This is a genomic window from Rhodopseudomonas pseudopalustris, from assembly GCF_900110435.1.
Classification (GTDB): Bacteria; Pseudomonadota; Alphaproteobacteria; order Rhizobiales; family Xanthobacteraceae; genus Rhodopseudomonas; species Rhodopseudomonas pseudopalustris.
On the sequence record NZ_FODT01000020.1, the window covers coordinates 1 to 15,647 of the forward strand.

General features: G+C 64.1%; 14 protein-coding genes and 1 tRNA gene. 9 read left to right on the forward strand and 6 right to left on the reverse strand.

Going from position 1 to position 15,647, the window contains the following annotated elements; all coding sequences use genetic code 11:
- Positions 1–386: 386 nt before the first annotated feature.
- Both BMY71_RS23775 and BMY71_RS23780 read right to left on the reverse strand, forming a co-directional pair.
- Positions 387–1,178, reverse strand: coding sequence for an alpha/beta hydrolase (locus BMY71_RS23775; RefSeq protein ID WP_139202730.1), 792 nt, complete (start codon positions 1,176–1,178; stop codon positions 387–389).
- A gap of 432 nt (positions 1,179–1,610) precedes the next feature.
- Positions 1,611–1,695, reverse strand: a tRNA-Leu gene (locus BMY71_RS23780).
- A gap of 178 nt (positions 1,696–1,873) precedes the next feature.
- On the opposite strand from BMY71_RS23780, the gene BMY71_RS23785 reads away from it, so the two are divergent.
- The 4 genes from BMY71_RS23785 to BMY71_RS23800 all read left to right on the forward strand — a co-directional run bounded on the left by BMY71_RS23785 (position 1,874) and on the right by BMY71_RS23800 (position 5,057).
- The gene (locus BMY71_RS23785) at positions 1,874–2,419 is read left to right on the forward strand and encodes a disulfide bond formation protein B (RefSeq protein WP_011500753.1); all 546 of its coding nucleotides are present in this window, start codon (positions 1,874–1,876) and stop codon (positions 2,417–2,419) included.
- Between the two features lie 168 nt (positions 2,420–2,587).
- Positions 2,588–3,790 carry a sensor histidine kinase gene (locus BMY71_RS23790; protein WP_011500754.1) on the forward strand — a complete coding sequence of 401 codons (1,203 nt, stop codon included), beginning with the start codon at positions 2,588–2,590 and terminating at the stop codon, positions 3,788–3,790.
- Between the two features lie 11 nt (positions 3,791–3,801).
- Positions 3,802–4,245, forward strand: coding sequence for a response regulator (locus tag BMY71_RS23795; RefSeq protein WP_092686348.1), 444 nt, complete (start codon positions 3,802–3,804; stop codon positions 4,243–4,245).
- 80 nt (positions 4,246–4,325) lie between these two features.
- Positions 4,326–5,057, forward strand: coding sequence for a PRC-barrel domain-containing protein (locus tag BMY71_RS23800; RefSeq protein WP_049760656.1), 732 nt, complete (start codon positions 4,326–4,328; stop codon positions 5,055–5,057).
- Between the two features lie 154 nt (positions 5,058–5,211).
- On the opposite strand, the gene BMY71_RS23805 is transcribed toward BMY71_RS23800, so the two are convergent.
- A complete protein-coding gene (locus BMY71_RS23805; protein WP_092686349.1) occupies positions 5,212–6,291 on the reverse strand; it encodes an AbrB family transcriptional regulator in 1,080 nt (359 codons plus the stop codon).
- A gap of 166 nt (positions 6,292–6,457) precedes the next feature.
- Between BMY71_RS23805 and BMY71_RS23810 the strand changes: the two genes are divergently transcribed.
- The 4 genes from BMY71_RS23810 (at position 6,458) to BMY71_RS23825 (ending at position 8,878) form a co-directional block, all read left to right on the forward strand.
- On the forward strand, positions 6,458–6,967 hold the full coding sequence (locus BMY71_RS23810; RefSeq protein ID WP_011500758.1) for a hypothetical protein: 510 nt from the start codon (positions 6,458–6,460) through the stop codon (positions 6,965–6,967).
- A 99-nt stretch (positions 6,968–7,066) separates the two neighbouring features.
- Complete coding sequence (locus BMY71_RS23815; RefSeq protein WP_092686350.1) at positions 7,067–7,450, forward strand: CidA/LrgA family protein; 384 nt, start codon at positions 7,067–7,069, stop codon at positions 7,448–7,450.
- Positions 7,447–8,169: an LrgB family protein gene (locus BMY71_RS23820; protein ID WP_092686351.1), complete on the forward strand. Its 723-nt coding sequence runs from the start codon at positions 7,447–7,449 to the stop codon at positions 8,167–8,169. The genes BMY71_RS23815 and BMY71_RS23820 overlap by 4 nt, the downstream gene beginning before the upstream one ends.
- A gap of 241 nt (positions 8,170–8,410) precedes the next feature.
- Positions 8,411–8,878, forward strand: a complete 468-nt coding sequence (locus tag BMY71_RS23825; protein WP_092686352.1) for a hypothetical protein — start codon at positions 8,411–8,413, stop codon at positions 8,876–8,878.
- Between the two features lie 43 nt (positions 8,879–8,921).
- On the opposite strand, the gene BMY71_RS23830 is transcribed toward BMY71_RS23825, so the two are convergent.
- The 3 genes from BMY71_RS23830 to BMY71_RS23840 form a co-directional block, all read right to left on the reverse strand.
- Complete coding sequence (locus BMY71_RS23830; RefSeq protein ID WP_092686353.1) at positions 8,922–9,995, reverse strand: carboxylesterase family protein; 1,074 nt, start codon at positions 9,993–9,995, stop codon at positions 8,922–8,924.
- 156 nt (positions 9,996–10,151) lie between these two features.
- Positions 10,152–11,843 (reverse strand): methyl-accepting chemotaxis protein, encoded by a 1,692-nt coding sequence (locus BMY71_RS23835; RefSeq protein ID WP_092686354.1) that lies wholly within the window; start codon positions 11,841–11,843, stop codon positions 10,152–10,154.
- 322 nt (positions 11,844–12,165) lie between these two features.
- On the reverse strand, positions 12,166–13,857 hold the full coding sequence (locus BMY71_RS23840) for a methyl-accepting chemotaxis protein (protein ID WP_011500764.1): 1,692 nt from the start codon (positions 13,855–13,857) through the stop codon (positions 12,166–12,168).
- Positions 13,858–14,438: 581 nt separating this feature from the next.
- Between BMY71_RS23840 and BMY71_RS23845 the strand changes: the two genes are divergently transcribed.
- Complete coding sequence (locus tag BMY71_RS23845; RefSeq protein ID WP_092686355.1) at positions 14,439–15,536, forward strand: AI-2E family transporter; 1,098 nt, start codon at positions 14,439–14,441, stop codon at positions 15,534–15,536.
- Positions 15,537–15,647 lie beyond the last annotated feature (111 nt).

Genomic DNA, 15,647 nt, shown 5'->3' on the forward strand with positions numbered 1-15,647 from the left:
GCTGTCGAGCGAACACTTCTCGGTCGATGGCACGCTGATCGAGGCGTGGGCGTCGATCAAGAGCTTCCGCCGCAAGGACGGCGGCGACCAGGACATGGCGGCCTACAATCTGATCCGCCTACCAAAGCTCCTGAGAGCAGCGGCGTGAAGCTCCCCAAGACAGCGAGGCCATCCGCACTCAAAGCTGAAGCCGTCGCATGTCGAACGACTGCAACCTTCAATCCCAATGAATGCAGGACTTCTTCAACAGTCTGCTAGAGCATGATCCCGAAAACGGGATACCGGTTTTCGGAAAAGATCGTGCTCAAACAATAACCTGGAGCGGGCTGACGATTCGAAGATAAGTCATTCTGCTCTGGAACGGTTTCGACCGGGGCCTGACGCCGCTATCGCTCCGCGATCTTTTGAATTCCGTCCAGCTGTCTGCTGACCCAGTTCAGGGTTGTCTCGGCCCAGATCCGCGAATCGGCTGGCGCCATCTCGCTTTGCTGTGGGGCAAGGTCGGCGATAGCGATGCGGCGGTCGCGGGCCTGATGGCTGGATAGGAGGTCTTTCGCGTAGACCGGATCGATGCCGCTGCCCGGCAGCAATGGGATCAGCGTCGGGCAACGGATCGCTGCGACGATCGGGGTCGGCGCGATCGCGCCGAGATAGCCTGGCAGCGAAGCGGTTTGCGCGTGTTCCCACAGCTCCCAGAGTCCGCCATCGCACACCGCCGCGGCCACGCGCCCGTCCATGACAACACCCTTCGCGATCAGCGATGACGGGCTGCCATCCGCGATCAGGGCGATCCGGTTGGGATCGATCCCGGGGAGCTCGACCAGATAGTCGATCACCGCCGTCACGCAGCTCTCGGGGCGCACGGACCGCCGGGGCGCCTCAACATCGTCGCTGCCGGAATCGACACAAAGCAGCGCGAGGCGCCGTTCGCGCGCTGGCCGCGCCATGACGATCAACAACTCTTCCTTGCTACGCATCTCTCCAATGCACACAGCGATGGGAGCGCGATCCGTGCCGGACCTCTCGAACGGAAGGTAGTAGCTATCCAGGAACAGATCCTCGCGCCACGGAATAGCAACGGCTTCTACGGGCGGATCGAAGCTTTCCAGACAGCGCCTGACGGCTTCAGGCTCCGCCGAAGGGTCGAGACGATGCCATTCGGGGAGCCCACCCAGCAATTTCAGCTCCTGCGGAAAAAGACCCTAATAATTGACTAAGTCACATAATCTAATTCACTGACTCGAAAAATGCACCTATATCAGTACGCGATGCAACCTCATCGTCCATTGTTCGCGATCAATTCGAGATGTCCCGCGCGGTTGCAGCCTGGAGCTTTTCCGGCTCTGATAGAATCAGAACCGGAGCTCTAACTTTTTGTTCTGATGCGTTTTCTTCACGCGAACCGGTTTCCACGTCGCTCGAAAACGCTCCCGGTAAACGACGAGCTGAGCGGCGCGCGGACAGAGCTTCTGCGCACCGGATCTCACAGCCCCGGATCGGACAGCATAGGATCCGACAGCACGGTTCATATCGAGCGGGTTGAGTGCGACCATCCACGCACCGGCGACATCGGCCGGAAGTCTGTCGATGGCGGATTCGCGCAAAAGCAATGGTGCCCCTGGCCGGAATCGAACCAGCACTCCTTGCGGAACTCGATTTTGAGTCGAGCGCGTCTACCAGTTCCGCCACAGGGGCCTGCGCGGGCGGGGAATCGACCTGCGCCGCGAAGCGCGCGGACTATAGCGGGCGTAAGGTCCCGGTCAACCCGCACCGGCGTTTGCGCTGCGATCCACGAACACCGCGGTTTGATCGGCCGCCGTCTCGACACCGCCATGGGCGCGGGATACGACGCCAGCCGCACCCGGAGAACCCCGTGACCGCCAACCTCCTCCACCACACCGGCCTCGGCTTCCGGCCGGCCCGCGCGGCGCGCATCGCGCGCAACGTGGCGTTGACCTATGCGGTCATCGCCGCCGCGGCGCTCGGGGCCGCGTGGTTTTTCCAACTGGCGCTCGACCTCACGCCCTGCCCGCTCTGCCTCGAGCAGCGCTACGCATATTATGCGGCGATCCCGCTCGCCGGCCTGATCGCGCTCGGCGCCTGGCGCGAAGCCCCGATCTCGCTTCTGATCGCCGGCCTGGCGGTGCTGGCGGTGCTGGCGCTCGGCAATGCCGGGCTCGGCGCCTACCATGCCGGCGTCGAATGGAAATTCTGGACCGGCCCGACCGATTGCGCCGGCCCGGTGCTCGATTTCGGCAAGGCTGGCAGCCTGCTCGACCAGCTCGACAAAGTGAAGGTGATGCGCTGCGACGAGGTTCAATGGCGGTTTCTCGGCCTGTCGCTCGCCGGCTACAATGTTCTGGTCTCGCTTGCCCTCGCCGCACTCGCCGCTTGGGGAATCGCCCGGATCAGGCGCTGAGGTTTCGTCTCCGCCTGCGAATGCCGCTCGGTCGCACCAACGGAACCGAACGATCTCGGATGCGTTGCCAAAGGTCGTCATTTCAGAAAGTTGGTACGGGAGCTCGTTTCGACTCTTGTGTATGGCCAGCGCGTCTACGAAGTGACGCTACCCAGAATTGGCAGCGTCATGCCCAGCGAACACAGGCCGGCCCCCGCGACCGCCCCGGAGGCTTCGCTCAATCGCCTCGAAGAACTTCCGTATCGCCGCCGCCAACAAGCGCTTCTCCGGGAATTCGGGACGGCTGCGTTGCAGACGCGCGATTTCCGGCAAATTCTTCAGCAGGCGGTCGACCTTAGCGCCCGCGGTCTGGGATGCTCATTCGCGAAGGTTCTGGAGTACGTCGCGGTCGAAAAGCGCTTGATCGTACGGGCAGGAATCGGCTGGCCGGCCGGCACAGTGGACCATGTTTCGCTCGGCGCCGACATCGAATCGCCTGCAGGCTTTGCCTTTCAAACCGGGCAATCGGTAGTCTCCAATCACCTACAGGACGAGACGCGGTTCCGAACGCCGAAACTTCTGGCCGACCATGGTATCAAACGCGCCATCAATGTCCTGATCAGGCGGGGTGGCGAGGGCGACACGGCCTTCGGTGTTCTCGAAGCGGACAGTCCGGATCCTGGACAGTTCGACGACGCCGATGCGGATTTTCTGGCCGGCTTCGCGGGCCTGCTGGGCATCGCCATCGAACGTCAGCACGCGGACGCTAAACTTCAGGAAGCGCTCGATCATGAGGCCCTGCTGACGCGCGAGATGAGTCATCGCGTCAAGAACAGCCTGACCTCGGTCGTCGGCCTGCTACGTGTCCAGGCACGGGGCTCGGAGTCCGCGGACGTGAAGAACGCATTGGAAGACGCCGCCATGCGGGTCGCTTCGATCGCGGGGGTTCACGATCATCTCTGGCGCGGCAGCAAGGTCGGCTTCGTCGATCTGTCCGACTTCGTCAGTCATCTCTGCGAGACGCTTCAGGGTTCGGCGCCGGAACATGTCATTCAATGTCGTTCCGACGACATCATCCTGTCTGCCGACAAGGCCATTCCGTTAGGCCTGCTGGTCAACGAACTTGTGACCAATGCCATCAAATATGCCTATGTCGATGGACATGGTGTGATCAGGTTGGACGCCCGGGAAATCAACGGGCACCTGCTGGTCGAGATATCCGACGAAGGCGCCGGCCTGCCCGACGGGTTCGACATCAACCAGCCGCGCAAGAGCCTCGGCTTCCGTGTCATCCTCGGTCTGGTCCGGCAGCTGTTGGGCGAGCTGACGATCTCGAAGAACCTCCCGAGGGGAGCATTGTTCACGATCAAGTTTCCCGTTGACCCGCCCTAGACGAGCGATCGATGCGCGAAAAGCAGGCCTCTCACGGGGGCCGGGAAACAAACGCGAGTCTTGTGAGTCCATTCTATATGCCGTCAATCCTTTCTCCCATTCGCATTCTCGTCGTCGAAAACGAAACCTTCATTCGTCTCGACGTCGTCGAGGTTCTGCGCGTGGCGGGATTCAATGTTGCGGAGGCGGTCAATGCGGATGAAGGCATCAAGATGCTCGAAGCCGATCCGGACATCCGGTTGATGTTCACCGACATCGAAATGCCGGGCGCCATGAACGGGCTGGAACTGGCGGCGACGGTCCGGGAACGATGGCCCCCGATCAAGATCATCGCGGCTTCCGGACGTTTCAAGCTGCAGGCCAGCGATCTCCCCGCAGGCGCTCTGTTCTTCCTCAAGCCCTACGAAACATCGCAGATCATCGACGCTGTTCGCGGGCTGACCGCGGTGGCGTGAGGGCCGGGCCGAATTCGTCGAATGCTGTTAGCTCACACGTCCCGATCGCGAGCGTCGGGCCACACACAGGCAAATCACAGATGACACCCGTAAAGATCCTGCTCATGGCTGCCGTGATCAGCACCGTCGGCATGACGCACGCGCTGGCCGAGTGCGAAATCGCCGACGCAAAGCTCGAGGAGGCGATTCAGGAGAACCCGCGATTTCGCGGGCCGGCGAACAGTCAGTCGGTGCGCGACCTCCGAAGCTTGAGGGACGCCGCCTTTACGCTGCGATCCTATGGACGTCACGAAGACTGCGAGCGTCTCCTCGCCAACATTCGCGAACTCATCGCCGGACCGCCGATGGGATCGTTGGGAGATAATGATGAGGAACAGGCCGACATCCAGAATTCCGCTCGCGAGCCGAAAGTCCGCCGCGGGGCCGCGGCCGGCAACCGTGGCAAAAAGGACGCCAAACCGCTGATCAGGATCGACCAGCTGACGCCCGGTCTGCGCACCGACGAGATGATCGGGGCGGAGGTCCGCAGTTCCGACGACAAGATCGTCGGCGAGGTCCGGAACATCGTATTCGGCACCAAGGACGGTCGAGACTACGCGATCATCGCCTCGGGCGGGTTCTTCACCACCGGCAAGGACAGCATCGTGGTGCCGATTCGATCGCTCCAGGTGACGCAGGATCGATCGAGCTTCTTTCTTCCCATTGCGAAGGACGTCATGAGAACGGTGCCGGTGATGCCTGATCAGGACTACAACTGGCTATCGGACCAGGCTTGGCGCACCCAAAACGACGCGCTCTTCGAGCAACCCTAAAGCGGGATGACTAATCTTCGAATCGTCATGCCGCTCTCGGGTCATGTTTGAGCATGATCTTTTCCGAAAACCGGTGTCTCGGGGTCATGCTCCAGGTCCTGATCCCTTTGCCGGTATCGTCCTGCGCGACAACGCGGGGATCCGGTCCGGATCTTCAGTCGTCGAGATCGTCCGGGCTGCGGCCGAACCAGTGGACGATGCCGGGCGTCACGATCGAGACATAGATGAAGCGCGACAGATGATGCGCGCCGACGAACACCGGATCGATGTTCAGCGTCAGCGCCAGCGCCATCATCGCATCCATCGCGCCGGGCGAGAACGCCACCACAACATCGCTGAGCCGAACCGGCGTGGTCAGGAGAATGGCGACGACGAAGACCCCCGAGATCGCGATGGCAACCGCGAACGAGCCGAGCGCCGCGCCGAGATAGCTGAGGATGGTGCGCAACTTGATCGCGCCGAACCGCGATCCGATCAGCGTGCCGATCCCGACCAGCGCCGACAGATAGGCCCATTCGGGTAGCGTGCCCTCGACCAGCCCGGAGCCGTGCAGCACCGAGGAGCCCAGCATCGCGCCGAACATCCAGCTCGCCGGAAAATTGATAAGACGCAGCAGCAGCGCCGCCGCGACCGCGACCGCGACAACTGCGGCCAGCACCAGCGGCGTTGCCTCCGGTCCGCGCACCGGCAGCGGGCCGTGCGCCATCATCCCGGTCATCGCCAGCAGCATTGGCACCGCGCTGGTCAGGATGATCACCCGCATGATCTGCACGACGGCGATGCCCGGCACATTGGCCTTGCGCTCGGTGGCCAGCATGATGATCTGCGACAGCGCCCCCGGGCTGCCGGCGAGCAGCGCCGAGGTGCGGTCCCAACCATGAATCCGCTGCAGATAGATCGCGCTGCCGAAGGTGGCGAAGAAGGTCGCGATCGCCAGCAGCCCGATCGTCACCGGGTAGGAACTGAGGTTGTGGATCATCGCCGGCGAGACCATCGAGCCGAGCGAGACGCCAAGCGCCATCAGAACGATATGGGACAACGGCGGCGGCAGGCCCATGTTGCGACCAGCCAGGCCCGCGGCGGCGACCGCGACCATCGCGCCGGTGATCAGCCCGCCGGGGAGCTGCACCCAATAAGACAGCCCGCCACCGGCAGCGCCGATCGCGATCGTTTCGAGTACGTTCAGGGTTCTCGACCGCAGGCTCGGGGCGGTCAACGCGGAATTCTGGGACACGCGACCTTATCGCAAATCCAAATACCGCCGACAAATGCGATCAACGCGCCCCGCTATACCGCCGGCGCGGGCCGATGGTATTGGTTGTAAGCTAATCAGTTCGCAATTGTCACGGCGTAACCCGACGCTAGGATGCTCCCGGTTCATGAAACCGGGAGATGGGACGATGAGGGCTCCACAGATCGTAACAATCGCAAGCGCCTTGATGGGAACGGCGCTGCTGACGCTGGCGTCGGCCGCACCCGGCCACGCGCTGACCGCTCAGGAATGCAGCGCCAAGTATCAGGCCGCCAAGACCGCCGGGACGCTGAACGGTCAAGGCTGGAACGATTTCCGCAAGGCGCAATGCGCAAGCGATTCCGCCGCCGAAGCGGACTCCAAGGCCGTCGAGGCAAAGGACAAGCCTGAAGCAAAATCCGCGGCCAAATCCGAAGCCAAATCTGAAGCCAAGCCGAAGGCGAAGCCGGCCGAACCCGCCGCGGCCTCGGCCGGACCGCCGACCTTCCCGACCGCGGTCGATGCGAAATTCGCCAAGGAGCCGGCGGCCCGCGCCCGGCTGCACACCTGCGCCGAACAATGGAAAGCCAACAAGGCCGCCAACACCACCGGCGGCCTGAAATGGATCCAGAAGGGTGGCGGCTATTGGAGCGAGTGCAACAAGCGGCTCAAGGCCTGAGTGATGGCATCTTGCATCCCGGCCACGCGCGGCCGGGCGATTGACAGGCTTGTCTGAAACACCCCATGCGTGCGGCTTCACGCACGCCCGGGGTCACAGATGATCGCAAGTCTCGGTCTGATTCTCCTATGCCAGCTCACCGCCGAGGCGGCGGTCCGCGCCCTCGCGGTGCCGCTGCCCGGCCCGGTGATCGGGCTGCTGCTGCTGCTGGGTCTGTTGCTCGCGCGCGACCGGCTCGGCTGGCTGGCGCGCGGCCCGCTGCGCAATGACGGCGTCGAGAATGCCTCGAAGGGGATGCTGGCGCATCTGTCGCTGCTGTTCGTGCCGGCTGGGGTCGGTGCGATCCAGCAGCTCGACCTGATCGCGACCCACGGCGTCGTCATCGTGCTGGTGCTGGCCGGCTCGGTGCTGATCACCCTGCTGGTGACGGTGGCGACCTTTCTGGTCACGGCGCGGCTGCTGTCGATGTGGGGCTCGCGATGAGCGCCACCCCGTTTTCGCTGTGGGTCTATCTCTCGCAGACGCCGCTGCTGTGGCTGACGGTGACGCTGCTGGTCTATGCGGCGACCGATGCCGTGTCGCAGGCGACCGGACGCAGTCCGCTGGCCAATCCGGTGCTGCACGCGATCTGGATCATCGGCGCCTTTCTCTGGCTGACCGGCACCTCCTACACCACTTACTTCAGCGGCGCGCAGTTCGTGCACTTCCTGCTCGGCCCGGCAACCGTGGCGCTGGCGGTGCCGCTGTACGAGAACCGCCGGCAAGTGATCGCCGCGATCGTGCCGATGGCGCTGGCGCTGGTGGTCGGCTGCATCGTGGCGATCGTCTCGGTGATGGTGCTCGCCCAGCTCGCCGGCCTGCCGGAGACGGTGGTGCTGTCGCTGGCGTCGAAATCGGTCACCGCCGGCGTCGCGATGGGCATCAGCGAGTCGCTGAATGCCGATCCGTCGCTGACCGCGGTCGCGGTGGTCCTCACCGGCGTGATGGGCGCGATCATGGTGACGCCGCTGATGAACGCGCTCGGCATCCGGGATTTCCGTGCTCGCGGCTTCTCGGTCGGGCTCGCCTCGCACGGCATCGGCACCGCGCGGGCGTTCCAGGTCGACGCCATCGCCGGCGTGTTCGCCGGCATCGCGATGAGCCTGAACGCGCTGATCACGGCGATGCTGGTGCCGGTCGCGGTCACGCTGCTGGTGAAGTAGTCGCCCGGCTGGCGCCGTGCGCGCGTCTGTCGAAGCACCCGCCCCATCCTCAGCCGTCACCCTCCGCGAAAGCGGAGGGCCCAGTATCGCAGGGCGCCGATGATGGGCACGAACGCTCCGCAATACTGGGTCGCCCGGACGAGCCGGGCGACGACCCGCCTGTGTGGTTGTGCAGGTTGTGATTTGAACACGCTCCGGCAACGCGCTAATTTGTGGTCTTGCTACCGTAAGGAGCCGGACCATGACCGACGCTTCAGCCTTGCCGACGTCCGCCGCTGCTACGCATCGCGTACACGGATCGGCGCCGCGCCGCGCCATCGCGCTTCTCGCTGCGGTCTCGGCGATCGCCATCGCGCTGCTGGTTTCGTCGCCAGAAGCCAGCACCCTCGCCGTCACGTCATCCGACGCCGAACTGGTGATGCTGCTGCGCTTCATGGCCGCGGTGAAAGCCCTGCTCGCTTTGGTCGCGCTCGGCGTCTCGGTGTGGCGTCTCGGCTTTCCGGCGTCGCCGGCGCTGAAGGTCGCCTACACGCTCGCGCCGGCGCTGATGTGCGCCGCGCCGGTCGTGATCTGGCAGATGGCGGATGTGGCCTTCGGCGCCGGGTTGTTTCATGCCGGCTTCGTGCTGCTTCTGCTGGCGCTGTATGCTGATCGCGGACAGGCCGTCGAACTGGCGAAGTCCGCCGCGCTGAAGCTGCGGCGAGCTTAGAGCTCCGGTTCCGATTCAATCAGAACCGAAAAGCTCTCGTCTTTCATCCCGCGCCGTTCAGCCAGTCGAGCAGCGCCGCGTTGATTTCGCGCGGATAAGTGTGGCTGAGATCCTCGATCTCGCGATAGCTCACATCGGCGCCGGCCTTGAACAGCGCCTGCTGCGCCTGCCGCGCCAGTTCGACCGGGAACATCCAGTCGTGCCGGCCGTGCACGATCTGGATCGGCAGGCCGCGCAGCCGGTCGGCGCTGGCCATGCCGGCCAGCAGCGGATGGAAGCTCGCGGCGATCGGCGCGAGATGGGTGAAGGGCGACGCGTCGTCAAGGCCCGTGACGTAGCAGAACGTGCCGCCGTCGCTGAGCCCGGTGACCAGCAGCCGTTCCGGATCGATCGACCATCGCGAGCGGATGAAATCGACGATGCGCGCGAGGTTCGGCGTGTCGGCGTCGTCGCCCATCAGCGCCCAGGTCCGGCCCGTCGCGGTCGGCGCGACCACGATGGCGCCGCGGCTGCGGGCGTCGCGCAGCCAGCTCCATAGAAACAGCCGGCCATTGCCGCTGCCGCCATGCAGCGCCACCACCAGCGGCCAGGCGCGGTCCGGCGTGTAGTACTCCGGCACGTAGAACGAGAAGCCGCCGCGACTGCCCGGTTCGTTGGCGTAGTGAAAGACCCCGCTGTCAGCATACTTCGGCTGCGCCAGCCGGGCGTGCAGGGCTTCGTCCTGTTGCAGCGCCGGATCGAGATAGAGGCCCGACACCGGCGGCAGCGTCGCCGCCAGCGGATACAACGCCTCCAGCGCCTGCGGCAGATGACGCAGCGCGCGGAACACCGCGCCGAGATCGCCCGCGCCGGAATCGACCGCGCGCAGCCCGTCGAATGCCGCCAGCGCATGATCGCCCGCCATCCGCAGCGGCTCGCGCAAATGCGCGAACTGATCGGGCCATTTCGCGACCCGCGGCAATTCGCTGCGAAGCTGTGCGTCCGGCGTGCCTGCAAGCCGCATCACTTCGCCGAACTCGGGCGGATGCAGATAGCGCGCGACGAAGCCGAGCGCTTCGATCGACTGCAGCAAGGGCGGCAACAGCGCGACGATGTCGTCGACCACGGCGTCGCTCATCGCGATTCTCTCCAGGCAAGTCCGCGGCCACGCGACCGCACATGCAGAGAGTGGCAGCCCTCCCGATCAAAGCAACCCCGCAGCATGACGCCGCGCGACAATTGTCGCGCGGCGTCAGGTGTCGGACCGATGCGTCGAATTCGAAGCGATGACGGCTCAGGCGGCCCGAACGGTTTCGAGGAACCTGGCGACTTCTTGCTTCAGCCGGTTGCTGTCCTGCGACAGCGATTTCGCGGCGGACAGAACCTGCGTCGACGCCGAGCCGGTTTCGGTCGCGCCGCGCTGAACGTCGGTGATGTTGGCGGAAACCTGCTGCGTGCCCTGCGCGGCCTGCTGCACGTTGCGCGAAATCTCCTGCGTCGCCGCGCCCTGCTCTTCCACCGCCGAGGCGATGGTCGAGGCGATTTCCGACATCCGGTCGATGGTCTGGCCGATCTCCTTGATCGCCGAGACCGACTGAACGGTCGCGGTCTGAATGCCGGTGATCTGCTGGCCGATCTCCCCGGTCGCCTTGGCGGTCTGCTCGGCGAGCGCCTTGACCTCGCTCGCCACCACCGCGAAGCCGCGCCCCGCTTCGCCGGCGCGGGCGGCCTCGATCGTAGCGTTCAGCGCCAGCAGATTGGTCTGGCCGGCGATGGTGTTGATCAGTTCGACGACGTCGCCGATCCGCGCCGCGGCGGCTGACAGCATCCCGACGCTGTCATTGGTCTTGCGCGCCTGATCGACCGCCTCACTGGCGATCCGCGCCGATTCCTGAACCTGACGGCTGATCTCGGTGATCGAGGACGACATCTCTTCGGTCGCCGAGGCCACCGACTGCACATTGGTCGAGGCTTCTTCCGAGGCGGCGGCGACCGCGGTGGTCAGTTCCTGGGCGTGTCCGGCCGTGGCGGTCAGCGTGGCGGCCGACGCCTCCAGTTCGGTCGACGCCGACGACACCGTCTCGACGATTTCGCCGATCGAGGTTTCGAACTGGCGGGTCGCTGAATCGACGCGTTGGCCGCGCGCGATCTTCGCCTCCGCTTCACGCGCCGCATCTTCGTCAGCAGCCTTCTTGGAAATCAGCGCGTCCTTGAAGATCTGCAGCGCATCCGCCATCGAGCCGATTTCGGTCTTTTCGCCGCGATGCGGCACGTCCGCCGAGAGGTCGCCCTGACCGAGCGACTGCATCGGCTTGACGATCGACGCAATGCCCTGCGCCACGTCGCGGATCACCATCACGCTTGCGACGATGCCGACGACGATTGCAACGCCGAGAATCGTCACGATCAGGTAGATGGCGGAGGAGTAGGTCGAGGCCGCCAAGGCGGTCGAACCGTCCGCGCCCCTGTCGTTCAGATCGATATCCTTCTGCAGGATCTCGTCCATCCGCGAGGCGACCGGACCCGCCACCTTGTAAAGCAGGTCTGTGGCTTCCTCGGAGCTCTGCCCGACGCTCTTACGCGACGCGTCGATCATTTTCGCCGCGAGGGGCTTGTATTTGGCCCACTCGCTGAGCCAAGCGTCGTAAAGCTGCCTTTCCTCCGGCGTTGTTATCATCTTCTCATAGGTTTTCAGGTCCTTCTGGATAGTCCCTTCGATGGCCTCCAACCTCTTTTCGACGGTGGCCATACCTTCGGCCGTCGTCGTGATGAGGTGATCGCGGATCGCGGTCCGGTAGTTGAGGACGTTGTACCTCAAATTACCGAGCATCTTGATGGTCGGCAGCCAGTTGGTGGCGAGGTCGAGCGCCGCAAAGTTCATCGACCGCACCTTGAGGATCCCGAGCCCGCCGAGGCAGGTCATGGCAATCAGAAGAGCCGCGACAAGCGTCGTGATCTTGGCGCGAATGGAGAGCGTTGCGAACATGATCGATATTCCTGAAGATTGGGCGCCCGGTTGGTCATGAGTGATTTCAGACGAGCGATGGGACGAAGCTTCGCTCGACCAACCGGACCTGGGACTGCGTCACCCCGAATTCGACCTGGTTCGGATGGGACAGTGCGGTATTCGGCCTTTTCGCAACGTTAATTTTGTTGCTCGTAGTTCTACTTGAACGCATCCCTCCGGATGCCGCCATGCAGCGCCACCATCAGCGGTCAGGCGCGGTCCGACAACAGCATGACGCCGCGCGACAATCGTCGCGCGGCGTCAGGTGTCGGATCAATGCTTCGCGTTCGACGCGGCGCGCTCAGGCCGCCCGAACGGTCTCGAGGAACCTGGCGACTTCTTCCTTCAGCCGGTTGCTATCCTGTGACAGCGATTTCGCGGCGGACAGAACCTGCGTCGACGCCGAGCCGGTTTCGGTCGCGCCGCGCTGGACGTCGGTGATGTTGGCGGAAACCTGCTGCGTGCCCTGTGCGGCCTGCTGCACGTTGCGCGAAATCTCCTGCGTCGCCGCGCCCTGCTCTTCCACCGCCGAGGCGATGGTCGAGGCGATTTCCGACATCCGGCCGATGGTCTGGCCGATCTCCTTGATCGCCGAGACCGACTGATCGGTCGCCGCCTGAATGCCGGTGATCTGCTGGCCGATCTCGCCGGTCGCCTTGGCGGTCTGCTCGGCGAGCGCCTTGACCTCGCTCGCCACCACCGCGAAGCCGCGCCCCGCTTCGCCGGCGCGAGCCGCCTCGATCGTGGCGTTCAGCGCCAGCAGATTGGTCTGGCCGGCGATGGTGTTGATCAGTTCGACGACGTCGCCGATCCGCGCCGCGGCGGCTGACAGCATCCCGACGCTGTCGTTGGTCTTGCGCGCCTGGTCGACCGCCTCGGTGGCGATCCGCGCCGATTCCTGAACCTGACGGCTGATCTCGGTGATCGAGGACGACATCTCTTCGGTCGCCGAGGCCACCGACTGCACATTGGTCGAGGCTTCTTCCGAGGCCGCCGCGACCGCGGTGGTCAGTTCCTGGGCGTGTCCCGCCGTGGCGGTCAGCGTGCCGGCCGACGCCTCCAGTTCGGTCGACGCCGAAGACACCGTCTCGACGATTTCGCCGATCGAGGTTTCGAACTGGCGGGTCGCTGCATCGATGCGTTGGCCGCGCGCGATCTTCGCCTCAGCTTCACGCGCCGCGTCTTCGTCAGCGGCCTTCTTGGCGATCAGCGCGTCCTTGAAGATCTGCAGCGCATCCGCCATCGAGCCGACTTCGGTCTTCTCGCCGCGATGCGGCACGTCCGCCGAGAGGTCGCCCTGACCGAGCGACTGCATCGGCTTGACGATCGACGCAATGCCCTGCGCCACGTCGCGGATCACCATCACGCTCGCAACGATGCCGACGACCATCGCAACGCCCAGAATGGTCAGGACCAGGTAGATGGCGGAGGAGTAGGTCGAGGCCGCCAAGGCGGTCGCACCGTCCGCGCCCTTGTCGTTCATGTCGATATCCTTCTGCAGGATCTCGTCCATGCGGACGCCGATCGGATTCAGGTTCTTGAACAGGAAGTCGGTCGACTCCGCCGAGACCTTTCCGATGTCCTTGCGTGACATCTCGAGCATTTTCGTGGTCACGGACTTGTAGTCGTTCCACTGCACGACCCAGCTGTCGTAGAGCTGCCGTTCTTCCGGCGAGGCAATCATCGCCGCATAGGTCTCTTGGTCCTTCTTGATGGTCGCGTCGATCGACGCCAGACGCTGTTCGAAGCGTGCTTTGCCTTCGGGGGTGACGTCGAGCATGTGATTGCGGATCATGGTCCGGTAGTTGAGGACGTTGAACCTCAATTCGCCGAGAACCTTGATGCTCGGCAGCCAGTTGGTGGCGAGGTCGAGCGCCGCAAAGTTCATCGACCGCACCTTGAGAATCCCGAGCCCGCCGAGGCCGGTCATGGCGATCAGAAGGGCCGCGACAAGCGCCGTGACCTTGGCGCGAATGGAGAGCTTTGCGAACATGATCGATATTCCTGCCGATTTGGGCGCCCGGGTGATGATGCGTCAATTCCGACGAGCGAGGGGACGCAGCTTCGCTCGACCGACCGACCCGGGACTGCGTCGTCCCGATTTCGACCTAGTTACAACGGAAGGTGCGGCATGGAACTTTTCGCAGCGTTAATTTTGTTGCTCGTACGTCTACCTGGACGAATTCCTCTGGATGCCGCCATGCTGCGCCAAACGTTGAAAGTCGTCAGTTCTCGAGCGTCGCGGAACTAGCAGCACTGGACTTCTCGTTGCAGGAACGAGAATGTATCAACCCTGACGGGCACTGCGACGATCGGCGGAGCGATCGACCGATTCGAACGTTTGGCTCCGCCGACGTCGCGCGTTTTCGCGCGAAGCGGCTAGCGGTTTGCGTGAAGAAGACGCGCCACCACAATAGTCTGGAGCTTCGGTTCTGATTCGATCAGAACCGGGAATGCGCTGGAGTAGGACGAACGATCTTCGAATCGTCGTGCTGCTCGGGCTTGTTGTTCGAGCATGATCGTTTCCGAAGGCCGGCGGCCAGTTTTCGGAATCATGCTCCAGGGAGTTTTCGGATGCGCGCCTCGGAGAACAGGTTCTTCATCTTGCTGCTGTTGGTAGCCTCGATCGGCTTCGGCTGGATCTTGCTGCCGCTTTACAGCGCAGTGCTGTGGGGCGTGGTGATCGCGATCCTGTTCGCGCCGCTGTACCGGCAACTGAACCGCGCGTTCGGCTTCCGCCGCAATCTGGCCGCGCTGACGACGGTCGCGATCATCGTCACCATGGTGATCCTTCCGATCTCGCTGATCGGCGCGGCGCTGGCGCAGGAAGCCCGGGCGATGTTCCTCCGGATCGAGTCCGGCAATCTGGACATGCTTCAGTATCTCAAACAGGTTCTGGCGGAGCCGCCGGCCTGGATCAGCGGGGTGCTGGAGCGATTCAGCATCGGCAACCTCTCCGACCTTCAGGAACGGCTTTCCGCCGTGTTGATGCGCGGCAGTCAGTATCTCGCGGGACAGGCCATCGGCATCGGTCAGGGAACGGTCGAGATCGTCATCAACCTGGGCGTGATGGTCTATCTGCTGTTCTTCCTGCTCCGCGACGGCGATCTGCTGGCGGCGCGTATCCGGAGGGCCGTGCCGCTGTCGGTCGAGCAGGAAAGCCAGTTGCTGCGCAAGTTCACGGTCGTGATCCGCGCGACCGTCAAGGGCAACATGCTGATCGCGCTGATCCAGGGCGCGCTCGGCGGCGTGATGTTCTATATCCTCGGCGTCAACGGCGCGCTGCTGTGGGGCGTGGTGATGGCGTTCCTGTCGCTGCTGCCCGCGGTCGGCGCCGGTCTGGTCTGGCTGCCGGTGGCGCTCTACTTGCTCGGCACCGGATCGATCTGGCAGGGCGTTGCGCTGATCGCCTTCGGCACGATGGTGATCGGCACGGTCGACAACGTGCTGCGTCCGGTGCTGGTCGGCAAGGACACGCGGATGCCGGACTACGTCGTGCTGATCTCGACGCTCGGCGGCATCCAGGTTTTTGGCCTCAACGGCTTCGTCATCGGGCCGGTGATCGCGGCGATCTTCATCGCGGCCTGGGATATCTACTCCGCCTCGCGGGAAGCCGCGGCGGGGATCGGCGAAACGACCACCGGTGGCGTGCCGACCAGCGATACGCCATGATCGTCCGAATTGAAGCGGAGAGCTGTTCGGTCGGCCAGAACCGAAGCTCAAGAGCAAGATGACTTATCTTCGAATCGTCATCCCGCTTTAGGTTCTTGTTCGAGCATGATC

What these genes read in the sequence shown, in the direction of transcription:
- BMY71_RS23790 (WP_011500754.1), top strand. Translation starts at nt 2,588, where the DNA reads ATGCCCAGCGAACACAGGCCGGCCCCCGCGACCGCCCCGGAGGCTTCG.
- BMY71_RS23795 (WP_092686348.1), top strand. Translation starts at nt 3,802, where the DNA reads ATGCGCGAAAAGCAGGCCTCTCACGGGGGCCGGGAAACAAACGCGAGT.
- BMY71_RS23800 (WP_049760656.1), top strand. Translation starts at nt 4,326, where the DNA reads ATGACACCCGTAAAGATCCTGCTCATGGCTGCCGTGATCAGCACCGTC.
- BMY71_RS23810 (WP_011500758.1), top strand. Translation starts at nt 6,458, where the DNA reads ATGAGGGCTCCACAGATCGTAACAATCGCAAGCGCCTTGATGGGAACG.
- BMY71_RS23815 (WP_092686350.1), top strand. Translation starts at nt 7,067, where the DNA reads ATGATCGCAAGTCTCGGTCTGATTCTCCTATGCCAGCTCACCGCCGAG.
- BMY71_RS23820 (WP_092686351.1), top strand. Translation starts at nt 7,447, where the DNA reads ATGAGCGCCACCCCGTTTTCGCTGTGGGTCTATCTCTCGCAGACGCCG.
- BMY71_RS23825 (WP_092686352.1), top strand. Translation starts at nt 8,411, where the DNA reads ATGACCGACGCTTCAGCCTTGCCGACGTCCGCCGCTGCTACGCATCGC.
- BMY71_RS23830 (WP_092686353.1), bottom strand. Translation starts at nt 9,995, where the DNA reads ATGAGCGACGCCGTGGTCGACGACATCGTCGCGCTGTTGCCGCCCTTG.
- BMY71_RS23835 (WP_092686354.1), bottom strand. Translation starts at nt 11,843, where the DNA reads ATGTTCGCAACGCTCTCCATTCGCGCCAAGATCACGACGCTTGTCGCG.
- BMY71_RS23840 (WP_011500764.1), bottom strand. Translation starts at nt 13,857, where the DNA reads ATGTTCGCAAAGCTCTCCATTCGCGCCAAGGTCACGGCGCTTGTCGCG.
- BMY71_RS23845 (WP_092686355.1), top strand. Translation starts at nt 14,439, where the DNA reads ATGCGCGCCTCGGAGAACAGGTTCTTCATCTTGCTGCTGTTGGTAGCC.